We start from the raw sequence: 15,166 nt of genomic DNA, 5'->3' as shown, positions 1-15,166 counted from the left end.
TTTCATTAACTGGCCCTTAGTTTATCAAAGACTGATAGCCTACCCCTTAAACTCCTCGACAAATTTCTTGAGTTCGGCATCGGCTTCTGGTGTCGTTCCATGAAGCTGGCTGAGCATGTCTAATAGAGAAGCTGTCTGGGTTTCAATAGTCGCATTGGTTTGGTTGATCTTAGCCACGATGTCTGTCAGTGGCTCAACTTCTTCTTCCTCAAAGGTATCCACATAGCGTGGGATATTGAGGTTGTAGTCATTCTCGACGATCTCCTCAAAGCTAGCCAGGTGAGCAAACTTATCCATGTCTTCTCTGCTCTTATAAGCGTTGAGAATCTTCTCGATATGGGCATCCGTCATAATATTCTGGTTCTTGCCCTTGTCAAATTCCTTAGAGGCATCGATAAAGTAAACGTCCCGATTGGTCCGGTTCTTTTTGAGAATGATAACCGTCGTTGGGATGCTGGTATTGAAGAAGATATTGGCAGGAAGACCGATCACGGTATCAATGGCCCCTTCTTCTAGCAAGGCCTTGCGAATGGTTCCTTCAGCATTGCCACGGAAAAGGACCCCGTGAGGGAGGACGATGGCCATCACACCATTATCTTGTTTCAAGTGATAGTAACCGTGCAAGAGAAAGGCGAAGTCAGCCTTGGACTGAGGCGCTAGCTTGCCAAATGGGGAGAAGCGAGGATCTTGGAGGAAGCCAGAGCTTGCGGACCACTTAGCTGAGTACGGTGGGTTCATGAGAACCCCATCAAAGTTGGTCGGCTCCTGGGTCGGCCAGTCTTCGTCCAACGTATCGGCATTGTGCAAGAACTGGTTTTCCACCGGAACCCCGTGTAGGATCATATTCATCCGAGCCAGGTTATAGGTTGAGGTATTGAGTTCCTGACCAAAGTACTGGACCGTTTGAGGCTGGTGAGAATACTTCTTGGCATTGAGCAAGAGGGAGCCTGATCCCATGGTGGCATCGTAGATGGTAAAACCCTGCACGTCTTCACGCCCTAAAAAGGCAATCTGGGTCATGAGTTTGGCTACAGGCTGGGGCGTGTAGAACTCTCCTGCCTTCTTTCCAGAGTCGGTCGCAAACTGACCGATCAAGTACTCATAAGCATCCCCAAGCATATCACCTGCATGACCTGCCACATCTAGCACTGCCAGCTCTTTCATGACAGCAGCCACTAGCTGGTTTTGCTTTTGAGGAGTAGCCCCTAGCTTTTTGGAATAGAGATCAATGTCCTCAAAGAGATTCTCATAGAGGTCATCACTTTGCTCGATATCTCGGAAGCCCTGAGCTAGATCTTCTAGCTGGAAGGTCCCTTCATTGACCCGGTCCACCAAGGCCGTAAAGGTCAAGTCTGGCTTGATGACATAGTTGAGCTCATCAGTGATGACAGAGATCAAGTCCTCTTGAGAGTCAGGATCCTCATAGTAGGACCGGTAAAGCGCCAAGGCTTCATCCAGACTCTCTGTCTCCTCCTCCATGGTCTCCGCCACGAAGAAGAGCAACTTATCTGAGAGGTACTTGTAAAAGATCATCCCCAAGAGATAAGACTTATAGTCATTGGCATCCATCTTAGAGCGGAGCACGTCCGCTGAGTTCCACAGGGCTTGGTAGAGCGACTGGGAGGTTTGTGTTGTTTCCATAGTAATTCTTTCTGATTTCTTTTAGACCTTTTCTTGTTCCAGTGGGACGACAGCGAGGGTCTTGCCTAGACTGGCTAAAACTTTTAAAACTGTGTCCAATTGAGGACTGGTCTTTCCCGTCTCCATCCGAGCGATGACCGGTTGGCTGACCCCACTGAGTTCTTCTAGTTTCTTTTGGCTAATGCCCTTTTCATGCCGAGCCTCGATCAGCTCTGTCATAATGGCGACCCGTAGATCACTTTCCAGGATTTCTTCCTTGGTGAAGAGCTCTGCCCTCACATCTTTCCAATTACTGCCGATAGCACTATTCTTCATCTCTTAGCCCTCTTTCCTTCAAATCTTGCAACTCCCGCTTGGCTTTCTCGATCTCTCGTCTGGGTGTCTTTTGCGTCTTTTTGACAAAATGATGCAGTAAGACAAAGCTCCCATCTAGCCAAGCCACGAATAAAATCCGATCCCGCAAGGGTCTCAACTCCCAGATCTCCGCATCCAGATGCTTGATGTAGGGTTGGCCAGCACGTGTTCCATGCTGGCTCAAAAGTTCGATGTAGTCATTGAGCTTGTTGAGTTTGATCCGGCTGTCCTTGTTATCGCGACGAGCCAGCTTCCTCATGTAGTCGAGGACCGGTTGATTCCCCTGTTTGTCCTTATAAAAATAAATAGCGTGCACAAAGCAACCCCTTTTCGAATTTATTATAACTCTAAAGTTATTAAAAGTAAATACTTTTAAGTTATTAAGTACTAAGGCGCACCCTTTGAAAGTTTCAAAGGGACTCACTTATACTATTCGAAAAAGGCTGTGCTTATGGATATTGATAAGGGATTTTGAAGGTTAGATAAACATGTCTTGCAAGAGTTTCTTTTTGAGTGTTTCAAGCTGTGAAATTTTTTCTTGATGAGCAGAGATTAGGTTATCAAGGTTAGAGAAATAGGCACCGATGGCTTGTTGTTCTTCGCATTTTGGTATATCCAACTCATATTCCCCATATTCCTTACCATTAACTCCTGGTTGCCCCGATCTTTGAGAAGTTACTTTTACATACTGTGTGAATCTATCAGTCAATGTATTTTGAAAAATAAATTTTGAATCAAATTTTTCTTTTATTCGAGCACGAATCAAGAAACCGGCAAAATAAACTTTGCCATCTTTTATGTCATAAAGATACGTTTTCCCAACACTTGCACCAGTACGAGCAAATAATATATCTTTCTCGCACAATAGATAGTTGTCGCATTCACTTACGTTAATATCTGGAGATGTTAGACTATTTTCTTTAAATTTACGAGAAACATCATCAATATCAGTTATACGAATATATTTATTTTCTCCATCAAATTCCTTAGCTGAGGCATTTAATCCGTATTCGATGCTCTCAGTTACATCTTTCAGCTTCACTTTTTTCCACTCACCTTCAAATCCATCCAAACGTATCTCAGGAACTGTCTGTCCAGCTTTGGGAAACAACTTGAAAAGCATGGTTGCCTTGAGAGATTGGTAGTTGGCGAGATTGTCCTTGTAGCTACCCAGAAGATCGTCTAGAGTGCGGAAAAGAGTACCTATGGCGGATTGTTCTTCTATTGATTCCGGAATACAAAATTCAAAGGAATCAATTTCTTTGGAAGATATATTTGGTTGTGCACCTGCTACTAATACAGCATTTAGTTGGTTAGTAAATGCTTTCGTCTGCAGAACAGAGGAGAGAAAATCATAGTCTACCGCCCCATTATTCTGGAAATAACCTACACGTTGATTTTGATAATATTCTTCCTCAGAATCTAACATAGCTATTTTCCCTGTTGTTGCACCTGACATAGCTAATAAAAGTGAACGTCCTTTAAGTACGAATTTCTCATCTGGGTTTAACTTTGAATAATATTCAAATTCACCTCCAACAGTCCCATCAAATCCAATATTTGAGATTCTAACAATTGGAATTCCAACATTTTGAAATTTTTCACTTTTAAAAGCAAATCCTCCACGTAACGGAGCAAGACTCTGTAATTTTTTTCTAGTCCATGCTTCTAAGAAGTTTTTAACTCTTATTTTCGGTATTATAGTTTTCAAACTCTTTTCCTTACTCACTCTATTTCTCTTTTCTTTTTTTATTATATCACGAATCAAAATAATAAATGTGTTAATAACAAATTAAAAAGAGAAGAAAATACTTCTTCTCTAATTAGCACTATTCAATTATTTATGAAGTTATAAAAGACTAATCAACTCATCATCAAGCATTGATTTATTGTCTCTATATTTTTCTGAATGCTCCATGTAATCTATAAAATACCCTGGAGAAGAAGTTGTTGAATCTAGAATATAATTCTTCTGCTTATCTTCATTGTACGGTTTATTGATTTTAAGTTCTCTCAGAGTTTTTTTAGAGTATGGTTTTCCTTTTGCATCCTGATACATCGGTAATAGCTGTAATCGACTAAAGATATTAGAAACATATTTTGCTGGAGATATAATATATCTCTTACTAACTATTGTTTTTGGAACCAGAATCAATAATCTGTCTTTTTTATTTTCCTCTGGATCCAACACATAAGGACTCTCAAACTTTGCCCATTCATGATTCTTATGATCCCAATATTCAAAAGTTTTTGTATCACTACTAATCTGAAGTCCATGTATTTTAGCTTGTTTTAACGAAAAAATAATAAGCTCTTTTTTCAACAAACTGACAATCAAATCTGACATTCTGTCTTCAGAAAATCTCTTAGTAAACAAAGGCATAGCTACTGAAGTTAATGCTTTTTCTTGGACAGGTAAAACAGATGATTTTACAAAACTAAAAAATTGGTCAAGCATCTGCATAGAGACACCTTTCCCTTTTGAGTTATTTGAAGAATATCCTAAATGCGTTGCATTACATTCTTTCGAATGTGAAAACAGAGTAAACGAATCTTTCTTGTTCCCTTCACAATAAATATCATAAGACTGCTTAATAAAATCATCCACAATTATTTGAAATTTTTCTGGCAATAACAAAGGATCTACAAATAACATAACATCTTCATTTGTATCGACATCTAAAAAGTCTAAACCTTTTTGGATTTGTTCTCTATTTAAATATTTTGATAATCGTATACCGATCACCTACTTTCAATAAAATTTGTAGAATGTAGGTTAGGATTTTTCACTTAGATTTACAATCTATCAAATAAATGATACACTAGATGTGGAATTTTTGAATAGTACTTTCCTGAACTAGCGAAAATCCTAATCCTATCAAGTCGTCAGCGGCAACTGACGTCTTTTTTTCTACATTTAAAATTATAGCATACAAAAATAAAAAATCAATATCTTGTGGTATTTATCGAGAATAAATTTTCCAAACACAATATATAGTTGATTATTGCCTTGTCAAGTTCATATTCCTATCATAATCTATATGTAGTGTATTTAATTTCTTAATGCAAAACCCAAAATCTCCCCTAGAACAGTCATTCTAGGGGAGATTTTGAATTTTATATTGATACTTTCTTCATATCCTACCTCCCCACTCTCAGTGGTTCAATCACCTCTTCGATCAGTTGGGTATAGGCTTCTTTGATTTGTTTTTTGTAGCTGAGTGGGTTGAGGGCATCTGCTACTTCTGCTTTATAGTCTTTGTAGCGTTGGCTCTTGGTCAGCTGGCTTTCGCCGGCTTGTTTTTTGGCACCTTTACGGTAGTGTTGGATATAGTAGCGCAGTTCGTCAGCTCCGATATACCAGCGTTTGGCGAAGCTTGCGATATGGCTATCGATGATGGATTCGATCATCTGGTCCAAGACTCCGGTGATAGATTGTCCTCGGTAGCGTTCGGGCTCTTCTTGGACTTGGGTCCAAAGGTTTTGGATGATCTCGGCTAGGCTTGGATTGGTCCGGTTCAGGCTCTCGATATAGCTATTCACGGCTGCGATATCCTTGTCACTGAGGGCTTGCTGGTCATTTTCCTCCTGCTGGATCATACTCTGGATCAGCATCAGGATATAAGCATAATTGATCTCATCGACTTGGACAGACTCTAGTTCATAGTGGATGTCCAGCTCATCTTGGCCGTCCACTTCTGGACCCCTGCTCTTGATCTCCGCCAGGATATTTTGATAGAGGCCCAGATAGACTTCGAGCTGGCTGTCGCTGAGGCCTGTTTCTTGATAAATCTCCTCTTTATCATACTCCGAGTAGACGCGAATCGAGGCTTGATATTTGTCAAAGACCTGATAGGCTTTGGCGACCTTGCGGAGCTGGGCCGTTGGTGCCTGCTCAAGAGCGACTCCCTCTTCTTCGAAGTCTGTGACTTGACCTTTAAACTCCGCCCAGGCTTTTAAGAAGTTGCGCTTCTCTTCTTCCCAGCTTGGTGCTAGGACCTCATTTTCTCCCCCATTAGAGTAGAGCTTGAGGGCATTGTCGACGGCTTCCTTAAAGGCTTGAGGGCGCTGAAAGGTGATGATATGCCCGAAGTGCTTCTTGTCATCAAATATCCGATTGGTCCGGCTAAAGGCCTGTATCAAGTCCTGTGGACGCATGGGCTTGCGATCAATAAAGAGGGTAGAAAGACAAGGTGCATCAAAGCCCGTCAAAAGACGGTCGACCACGATGACTAGGTCCAACTGCTCATTGCGGTAGAGGTACTTGTCCTGCTTTCTAGCCAGGCGATTGTTGACATCGCTATTAAAGCCCCGCAGATCCGCTAGGCTAAAATGCGTGCCAAACTCTTGGTTGTAGTCCTCCATGACCTGCTTCATGTGGTCTTGGTAGCCGATGGACTCTTCCTCATTTTCAGATACTGAGTAGGTGATGGTGAATTTTGGAAAATCTGGTAGGTATTGTTTGACCCGTTCGGAAACTTTGACCCGCTCCTTGCCAGCGAGAATGCTCTTGAGCAGATTATAATAAGCCTGTGCTCGTGGGATGGACTTGACTGTCAAAATAGCCTCATAGCTCTTTCCGACCCCTTTAGGGATATTGAGCTGTTGCTGGCTCTTATTGACGATGGCATCAAGGACCTCTAGCATGTGCTCCTTGTCCTCATAGGCCTGGTCTGGGATCTCTTCTTCTAGGAGATCAGAGATGATGGTATTGCGGTAGTCTACCTTAAAGCCCAGAACTGCTCCATCATGGATGGCTTCCTTGACGGTGTATTCATGCAGGCGGTCGCCATACTGTTGGTGGGTGGTCTGAGCCAGGTCTCCCACTTGTTTGCGTTTGTTTTCCTTAAAGATCGGAGTCCCTGTAAAGCCGTACCAGAGAGAGTTCTTGAAGTAGGCCTTGATCTCCTTTTGCGTCTGTGGCGTAACCGCCCGATGGCACTCATCCACGACAAAGGCCACACGCAGGTCCTTGATCTTCCCAGCATCCCGCTGGTACTTCCCTTCTTCGAACTTACGCATCATGGTTGTGATTTTCTGGATGGTCGTGACCACCACGCGCTTGTCATTACCCCCAAGGCGCTTGACCAGCTCATGGGTATTGTCCGTCTCGTCGATGTCGATGACATCATTGGCCGCATAAGAGAGGAAGGACGAAGTCGTCTGCTGGTCCAGGTCTCTGCGGTCGACGACAAAGATGGTCTTTTGGATGGCTGGGATCTGCAAGAGATTGCGTGCTACCTTGTAAGAGGTCAGGGTCTTACCTGAACCGGTCGTATGCCAGATATAGCCCGACTCTTGACGGCGAGAGGCTTCCTGCACGGCCTCGATGGCATGGATCTGGTAAGGACGCAGGAGAATGAGAGCCTTCTTACTATCGTCGATGACCGAGTACTGCATGACCATCTGGTGGGCCCGGGGGATGGAGAGAACCTCATGAGCAAAGCTATTGAGATCGATCATGGGTTGGTTGTCCTTGTCCACCCACTTGGTCAGGAATTGCTTGTTTAGCTTGCTTTCACGGGCTGCAGCGATATAGCGTGTGTCGACTTTATTGGTCACGACAAACATCTGCAAGCTGGAGTAAATTCCCCGGAACTTGCCTTCACGGTCGTATTTTTTGATCTGATGAAAGGCATCTAGAAAGGCCACTCGTGGACTTTTGAGTTCGATATGAATGAGAGGCAGGCCATTGATCAGAAGGGTCGTATCTAGCCGTCGATCCTGGTCTAGTGGATAGGCCTTGTCGCGTTCGACTTGGTTGACCACTTCATAGCTTGACTTCCCAGCTGCGATATTGTCCCGCCAGATGACCGCCAGACGGATAGTCCCCAGACTAGCATCTTCTCGCTGGACTTCTACCTTGGCGATGCCATTTTCACCTGCTAGCCACTTAGCCGCTTCATAGTAGCTGACAAAGTTGAGCTGGTTCTTGATCTGGCGCTTTTCTTGGTTGGTCAAAGGATGGTCTGCCAGCAAGGCGACATTATTTTGTGCGAGCTTGTCAAAGAAATTGTCCCATAACTGGTCTTCGTTCTTGAGATCCTCGCGATAAGTCCACTGACTCTCTCCCGATGTCAACTGCTGGATCAACTGTCTTTCAATCTCAAGTTCTGGAGTTGCTACTGCCTTCATCCGTCTATCCTTTTCCTGTGCATAATCTCCTATTATTATAGCATGTTTGGGAAGTAAATTAACGTTTTCAAAGCATTTTGTTGAGATTTGGCGCAAAAAAACGAACCTGGTCTGGTTCGTTTTTTACTAGTCTAGTTGAATCCCTTTTTCTGCTAGGTTATCTAAGCATTCTTGGAGGTAACTATCCTGGTGCTCGGGATAGATAGGGGTGCTCAAGGCTTCCTCTTCCAGTTCTAGATAGGCTGGGCAGGTCTTGCCTCGATAGGTCGACTCCCACCACTCTGGGCTGACCTTGTAGCCACGATCGGTCATCTCCTCCATGATCAGGCAGTGATAGGCATAGAGGCGATAGGGCGAGTAGTCAAAGACATAGTTGACCGTCGCGTGCTTCTTGCCCCAGCCATTACCCCTTAGGGCGCAGCATTCCCGGTGTTGGCCCAGGAGCTGGGGGCGTGGGAGTTTGGGGATCAAGTCTTGGTGCCACAGTCTCATCTATTGACCTCCTAGTAGTGTCGAGTCTTGTAAGTAGCGATTAGGATAGCGCTCAAGGAGAGTCTGGATTCCCTTGATCAGATCCTCTTGGCTAGCTTGCCCATGCTGGTACTTCTCAAGTAGCAACATAAAGTCCGCCTTTTCCTCTGCAGTCGCCTGCTTTTTGAAATAACCCCAGATATGCTGGAAGGCATTGGAGACCTGGCCACGATTTTCTGGCAAGGCCAGTGCTTGCTGGATCAGGTCCTCGACGTGGCTGACCTCCACTTGGTCTTGCTTGAGGTATTCCCGGATTTCCTTGTAAATGTTGCTGGAACGACTCAGCACCAGGTACTTATTTTTCGCCCATAGGACTTGGCAGTGATGTTTTTGATCCACTCGTGTCTCCTTTTGATCTTCTCTATCCATAGTCCTCTCATTATACCATGGAAAGGAGTCATTCCATCAAAAAAAGGCTGGGACAAAAGTCCTGGCCTCTCAATTTTCTTTGGATTGTCGAGCAAGACGCAGTGGTTGAGTGGGCTCTACTACGCTGATTTCATCAGCTTTTACAGCCCTACTCAACTGTGCGGAGGTGGGACGACGAAATCGAATTCTAACGAATTACCGATTTCTATCCCACTCTCTCTTTCATTGATTACAAGGCTGTGATAGCTGTGATCAAACCAAAGATGATCCCTGGTGCATTAGCTGCAGCAAGTGGGATATCGCGTTCTTTTTTGAAGAGTCCGTAGTAAACCCAAAGACTACAGTTGATGGCTGCCACTAAAGGTTGAATAAAGTTTCCTTTGTGACCCGCGAGGTTATCCATGATTTGTGGGAAGTAAGACACATACATCATAACAGACATAAAGGTCGCAACCCAACCAAGAATTTTCATTTGTTTTTCATTCATTTTGAAACTACCATTTCCTTTTCTTTTTTTAAAGTATGCACTATTCTACCTTTTGTCCTTTACAAATTCAAGTCTTTTTTTCAAATGTTACCGAACTGTAAAGTGTCACAATCTTGTGATTTTGCAGGAAGATGGATTTCTTTTCGAGAGAGTCTTCTCTCTAGTTGCTATTTTTTTGACACATTGTCTAATTTTGTGCGAATGTAATCATTTTCATCTTGCATAGCATGCAAATTAATTGCATTTTCTTCCTACTTATGCTATTTTGATACACAGAGGTAAAATTTTATGAATAAACAAAAAATCAACCAAATCGTTGGCTCGATCGGTGCCTTTATTGGGATTATCGTTTTCATTGCCTACATCCCACAAATTATTGCTAATTTACAGGGAAATAAGGCCCAACCTTTCCAACCCTTGTCAGCTGCTATTTCTTGCTTGATCTGGGTCATTTATGGTTGGACAAAGGAACCTAAAAAAGACTGGATTTTGATCATTCCGAATTCGGCAGGTGTCATCCTAGGGGGATTGACTTTCCTTACATCACTTTAATAGAAAGTGAACAAAGACTGAACTCTACGGGTTCAGTCTTTTTTGTGTATCCCTTTGAAAAACAAAAACAATCGCAGTCGGTTTTCGTACAAAAAAGCCCGCTATGAGCAAGCTAAAAAAATTGACAATTCTTTTCTTTGAATAACCTATGCTGGATTATTGTGCAAAAATATCCAAATAATATCTGATTATTATTAGAGTATATTGAAACTTTCCGCTGTGAGAAAAGTGCCTGAAATAATTATGTTTCAGGCACTCGGAATTATTGAGACCTTAGGCTCAATAATTAGTCATGGAACTTCTTCGAAGTTCGCTGACGTCCGTACTCACCTAAGGAAAGTTTCTAATTTAATTTGAGTTTCTTTTCTTAAATCTGCACAATCTTACGATAGCTCCGAGAGGTGATCCAAAAGACGATTAGGTAGGTGATGAGAAAGACAGCACAGACGCTGAGGGTCACGATGAGGACTTGGCTACTATTGATGACACCGAGCACTTTAAGGATCAGGCGGATCATATGGTAGGCAAAGGCCAGGTGGACAAAGGCAAAGATAAGAGGGAGGAAGAAGACGGTCCGCACTTGACGGTTGATGGTCCGTTTGACCTCGTTTTCATCGAGCCCCACCTGTTGGAGGATGACGAAGCGGTCACGGTCTTCATAGCCTTCTGAGATTTGCTTGTAGTAGATGACGATGACGGTTCCGACCATAAAGATCAATGACAAGAAAATACCGATAAAGAAGATGCCACCAAAGAGGCTATTGATCTCTGCAACATCATTGGCACGGTTACCTCCATAGATATATGTTCCTTGGCCCTGTTGGCTGCTCAATTCATCGATTAGCTTGTCATAGCTGGCTGCTAGCTTGAGTTGCTGCTCTTCACCGACATTGACATTGATGCCACCGTAGATATTGGTATAGATGGCAAGATTTGGAAACTGGGCGACAAAGGCTGAGAGGTCTGGCACGATCAGGTAATTGAAATCCTCCGTCAGCATATTAAACTGATTTGGAACATGATCGGTGATAAAATCTTTGCTCACTTCTTCCTTGACTTGGAAGTCTTGCCCATTGATAGTGAACTGCTTTTGACCTGTCAGAGCCTTGTTATGAGCAAAGAGGATGACTTGGTTGCCGGTCAGATCGACCTTTTCTCCGGTCATTTGCTCATAGCTAGCTGCATCAAAGACCATAAAGACAGTTTTAGGAGTGACGCCGCGTTCATCAGCTGGATAGACGGTGAAGTCTGTACCCTTTTGTGATTTGACCCCAAAGTTGGCATAGGTCATCAGGTCGCGATTCTTGATCTCAAGATGATGCTCAGAAGCAAATTCATCAAATTTCTGATTGATTTGCTCCAGATCTACCCCTTTCCCTTGAACAGAGAAATCATGAGGAGCGATGATTTTCTTGAACATTTCGCCACCGACATAGATGTTGGTGGCAGCAGAGATCGTCACCAGCACCATGGTCGAGAGGATGGCAATGGTCGCAAGGCCCACCGCATTTTTCTTCATACGATAGATGAGGTTAGAGACCGAGATCATGTTGTTGGGTTGGTAATAATAGTTCTTCTTTTTCTTAAGCAGGTGCAAGAAGACGGTGATCCCAGCATTAAAGAGTAAGTAGGTCCCGATCATAACCAAGATAACGGCTAGAAAGAAGGTCACAAGCGCAATGATGGGGTCTTTGACAGACAAAGCTAGGTAGTAGCCAAAACCAAGAGAGGCTAAGCCCAGGATGGTTTGGGGCCACAAGAATCGAGCTTTCTTTTCTCCACTAGCTTTCTCACGCGTCAATTGCAGGGCATTCAAACGGAGAATCCGCCAAACGTTGAGGAAAACTAGGAGTCCAAAGATGAGACCAAAGGTGACAAAGACCAAGACCACAATCCCAGGTTGGAAGGTGGATACTAGCTGAACCTTCATCTTCATCAGTTTCAAGAGAAAGGCAAAGATCAACTTGTCAAAGAGAGCTCCGATCAAGACACCGGCTGAGATGGTTAGAAATCCAAAAAGCAAGAGTTCTTTGAAAATCATGCTGATGAGATGGCGTTTCTCAAGACCTAGCATGCTGTAGATACCCAGCTCTTTGGAGCGGTTTTTCATGACAAAGCTATTGGCATAGAGCACGATGATGGCTCCCGCAGCATTGACCACGAACAGTCCCAAGACGAGGGTAAAGATCATGGAATCGCCCCCTCGAAGCTCGTGAATGTGGGGATTAAAGGTCAGGGAGTCAAAGAGATAGGCGATGGTCACTGCGAGAATGACCGCGATCGCAAAGGGATAATAGAGCTTGCGGTTCTTGATGAGATTAGAACAAGCTAATTTAGTGGTTAATCGTAACATCTATTCCACCTCACTTGCCATGACCGTCAAGGTATCCGAGATTTCTTGGAACATCTGACGCTCTGTTTTTTCCCCGCGGAAGATCTGGTTGTAGAGAATTCCATCTTTGATAAAGAGCACGCGCTTGGCCCGAGCTGCTGCTGCGGTTGAGTGAGTCACCATGAGGATGGTTTGGCCCATGCTATTGATATCTTCAAAGACATCGAGCAAAGCAGCCGAAGACTTGGAATCCAGCGCCCCTGTTGGCTCATCAGCAAGGAGAATTTCAGGTGAAGTGATAATGGCCCGTGCAACAGCCACCCGTTGTTTTTGCCCACCAGAAATTTCGTAAGGATATTTCTCTAGAAGTTGGTGAATGCCCAACTCCCGACTGACGCTATCCACCTTAGTCATCATTTCCTTGACGGGTCTGCGAGAAAGGACGAGAGGGAGAAGGATATTGTCCTTGACGGACAAGGTATCCAGCAGATTAAAGTCTTGAAAGACAAATCCTAGTTTTTCCCGACGGAAGCTCGATGCATCCTTGTTCTTGATGGTTGAAGTATCGGTACCATTGAGGTAGACCCGTCCTTCGGTCGGCTGATCCAGCATGGCTAGGATATTGAGGAGGGTCGATTTCCCAGACCCTGATTCCCCCATGATGGCAACGTATTCGCCCTTTTCAACGGTAAAATGAATGTCCTTTAGGGCTTCAACTTGCGTCCCTTGAAAGCGGGTTTTGTAGATTTTTTTGATGTGTTGAACGTCTAGTAATGACATACTTTTCTCCTTTTACTAGTAGATCAAGAAAAATTCCTGGGTTTGGTGTAGGACTTGGCGACCAAATTCCACCTTTTCCAAATCGGCTTGGTTACAGGGTTTCTCAGTCTTTTTGAGTTCTTTCATCCATTTCAAGAGTTTCATTTTCTTGACCTCCTTCATTTGATGAGACTATTGTACAAAAAATAAAAGGCGGCTACCATAACCTAACCTTTCATTTTGCCGTTTATTTCTTACATTTTTGTAAGATGGAAAAAAACTAATCCATAACCAACTTCTTCTCTTCAAAGCGAATGGCGACGGTTGTGCCTTTGCCAACCTCTGAGTGGAGGCTAATCTTGTGGCCCAATTGCTCTGCTATTTTCTTAGACAGATAGAGGCCCAGACCTGACGATTGCTGGGTCATGTGGCCATTGTAGCCGGAGAAGCCCCGCTCAAAGACACGGAGGACATCGCTATTTTTGATCCCAATCCCGCTGTCTTTTATATAGAGGGTCTGGTCCTTGAAATAGATCTCAATGCCACCTGTGCTGGTGTATTTGAGGCTATTGGACAAGAGCTGCTCGATGATGACCAAGAGCCACTTGCGATCGGTAATGACGGCGACATCCAAATCATGCAGGTTCACTGTCAAGTTCTTTTGGATAAAAAAGAGGGCATATTTGCGGACCACTTCTTTGACCAAGTCTTCTACCGACACGCGCTTTAAGACCAGATCGTCATGAAAACTCTCCAATCGCAGGTACTGCAGAACCAGATTGGCATAAGAATCAATTTTGAAAAGTTCCTGCTCCATCTGCTGCTTGATAATAGGTGTCTCGACATCTTGGACCAAGAGCTGGCTAGCTGCAATGGGCGTCTTAATCTGGTGAACCCAGAGGGTGTAGTAATCCATCAGGTCATTGAACTTGGCCTGGGCTACTTTGCCTTGCTCCAGGCGCGACTGCTGTTCTTCCGTGTATTTTTCATAAAGGAGGTGTTCCAGTGGTGAGGCAACATCTATTTCCTCATACAGCAAGGCTTTGCGGTACTCCTGAAAAGTCATAGCGAAATCCCAGATCAAGATACAGAGGGTAAAAAATCCTAGCACCAGGGTCGCATAGAGGAAAACCGTCCCCGTTTCTGGAAAAAGATAGGCAAAGACCAAATCAACGATCAAAAAGATGAGCAATAGATAGAGCAGGCGCCTGCGGGATACCACATACTGCCAGAAGATCTTTCCATATTTATTCATGGGCCAACCCATAACCGATGCCTTTCTTGGTTTCGATGAAATTTGACAAGCCAGCCTCTTCTAATTTCTTGCGAAGGCGGGCCACATTGACAGACAAGGTATTGTCATCAATAAAGAAGTCGCTATTCCAGAGCTCTTTCATCATATCATCCCGCGCCACGATACTGCCCGCATGCTCAAAGAGGACGCGCAGGATCTGAAATTCATTCTTGGTCAACTTGATGACTTCCCCTTCATAGACCAAGTCCGTAGACTTGAGATTGAGGATGGCACCACGGTGCTCCAGCAGATTTTGATCGGTCCCAAATTCGTAAGAGCGGCGCAAGAGTCCTTGGACCTTGGCAAGGAGCACATTTTGGTCAAAAGGCTTGGTGACAAAGTCGTCCCCCCCCATATTGATGGCCATGACAATATCCATGGCTTGATCCCGGGAAGAAAGAAACATGATCGGAACCTTTGAAACCTTGCGAATCTCCTGGCACCAGTGGTACCCATTGTAGAGAGGCAAGCCAATATCCATGAGAATCAAGTGGGGGTCGGTTTCGACAAAGATCCCGAGGACATCCATAAAATCCTCTACTGCGACCACTTCATAGCCCCATTGTTCCAATAATTGTTTGACCTGTTGACGAATAATTTCATCATCTTCCACTAAAAGAATTTTATGCATGGCTTTCTTTCCTTCTTTTTTCTCCTTCCTATTATAACAGATTAAGCAGCGGAGAAAAAGATCAAGCGCAGACTTCTTATC

The 15,166-nt window shown here is 44.0% G+C and carries 15 protein-coding genes; 1 reads left to right on the top strand and 14 read right to left on the bottom strand.

Annotated features, from left to right (window positions below; genetic code table 11):
• Positions 1-39: 39 nt before the first annotated feature.
• The 9 genes from HA044_RS09055 to HA044_RS09015 all read right to left on the bottom strand — a co-directional run bounded on the left by HA044_RS09055 (position 40) and on the right by HA044_RS09015 (position 9,517).
• A complete protein-coding gene (locus HA044_RS09055; protein ID WP_187540867.1) occupies positions 40-1,641 on the bottom strand; it encodes a type I restriction-modification system subunit M in 1,602 nt (533 codons plus the stop codon).
• Between the two features lie 21 nt (positions 1,642-1,662).
• A complete protein-coding gene (locus HA044_RS09050) occupies positions 1,663-1,956 on the bottom strand; it encodes a helix-turn-helix domain-containing protein (protein ID WP_021144391.1) in 294 nt (97 codons plus the stop codon).
• On the bottom strand, positions 1,946-2,311 hold the full coding sequence (locus tag HA044_RS09045; RefSeq protein WP_187540866.1) for a type II toxin-antitoxin system RelE/ParE family toxin: 366 nt from the start codon (positions 2,309-2,311) through the stop codon (positions 1,946-1,948). The genes HA044_RS09050 and HA044_RS09045 overlap by 11 nt, the downstream gene beginning before the upstream one ends.
• A gap of 162 nt (positions 2,312-2,473) precedes the next feature.
• Complete coding sequence (locus HA044_RS09040; protein WP_187540914.1) at positions 2,474-3,706, bottom strand: restriction endonuclease subunit S; 1,233 nt, start codon at positions 3,704-3,706, stop codon at positions 2,474-2,476.
• Positions 3,707-3,844: 138 nt separating this feature from the next.
• Positions 3,845-4,741, bottom strand: a complete 897-nt coding sequence (locus tag HA044_RS09035) for a hypothetical protein (protein ID WP_187540865.1) — start codon at positions 4,739-4,741, stop codon at positions 3,845-3,847.
• A 395-nt stretch (positions 4,742-5,136) separates the two neighbouring features.
• The gene (locus tag HA044_RS09030; RefSeq protein ID WP_187540864.1) at positions 5,137-8,130 is read right to left on the bottom strand and encodes a type I restriction endonuclease subunit R; all 2,994 of its coding nucleotides are present in this window, start codon (positions 8,128-8,130) and stop codon (positions 5,137-5,139) included.
• 126 nt (positions 8,131-8,256) lie between these two features.
• Positions 8,257-8,622: a TIGR02328 family protein gene (locus HA044_RS09025; protein WP_187540863.1), complete on the bottom strand. Its 366-nt coding sequence runs from the start codon at positions 8,620-8,622 to the stop codon at positions 8,257-8,259.
• Positions 8,623-9,030 carry a YbgA family protein gene (locus tag HA044_RS09020; protein WP_187540862.1) on the bottom strand — a complete coding sequence of 136 codons (408 nt, stop codon included), beginning with the start codon at positions 9,028-9,030 and terminating at the stop codon, positions 8,623-8,625.
• Between the two features lie 229 nt (positions 9,031-9,259).
• Positions 9,260-9,517, bottom strand: a complete 258-nt coding sequence (locus HA044_RS09015; RefSeq protein ID WP_003011864.1) for a SemiSWEET family transporter — start codon at positions 9,515-9,517, stop codon at positions 9,260-9,262.
• A gap of 288 nt (positions 9,518-9,805) precedes the next feature.
• Between HA044_RS09015 and HA044_RS09010 the strand changes: the two genes are divergently transcribed.
• Positions 9,806-10,069, top strand: a complete 264-nt coding sequence (locus HA044_RS09010; protein ID WP_003012241.1) for a SemiSWEET family transporter — start codon at positions 9,806-9,808, stop codon at positions 10,067-10,069.
• Positions 10,070-10,436: 367 nt separating this feature from the next.
• On the opposite strand, the gene HA044_RS09005 is transcribed toward HA044_RS09010, so the two are convergent.
• The 5 genes from HA044_RS09005 to HA044_RS08990 form a co-directional block, all read right to left on the bottom strand.
• A complete protein-coding gene (locus HA044_RS09005; RefSeq protein WP_187540861.1) occupies positions 10,437-12,422 on the bottom strand; it encodes an FtsX-like permease family protein in 1,986 nt (661 codons plus the stop codon).
• Positions 12,423-13,181, bottom strand: a complete 759-nt coding sequence (locus HA044_RS09000) for an ABC transporter ATP-binding protein (protein ID WP_187540860.1) — start codon at positions 13,179-13,181, stop codon at positions 12,423-12,425.
• 15 nt (positions 13,182-13,196) lie between these two features.
• Positions 13,197-13,325: a hypothetical protein gene (locus HA044_RS10055; protein ID WP_262407562.1), complete on the bottom strand. Its 129-nt coding sequence runs from the start codon at positions 13,323-13,325 to the stop codon at positions 13,197-13,199.
• Between the two features lie 115 nt (positions 13,326-13,440).
• Positions 13,441-14,415 (bottom strand): sensor histidine kinase, encoded by a 975-nt coding sequence (locus HA044_RS08995; RefSeq protein ID WP_187540859.1) that lies wholly within the window; start codon positions 14,413-14,415, stop codon positions 13,441-13,443.
• Positions 14,408-15,085 (bottom strand): response regulator transcription factor, encoded by a 678-nt coding sequence (locus HA044_RS08990; protein ID WP_187540858.1) that lies wholly within the window; start codon positions 15,083-15,085, stop codon positions 14,408-14,410. The genes HA044_RS08995 and HA044_RS08990 overlap by 8 nt, the downstream gene beginning before the upstream one ends.
• Positions 15,086-15,166 lie beyond the last annotated feature (81 nt).

This window comes from Streptococcus sp. IMAU 99161 (assembly GCF_014435245.1).
Taxonomy (GTDB): Bacteria; Bacillota; Bacilli; order Lactobacillales; family Streptococcaceae; genus Streptococcus; species Streptococcus lactarius.
This window is presented reverse-complemented; position numbering and strand designations above follow the sequence as displayed.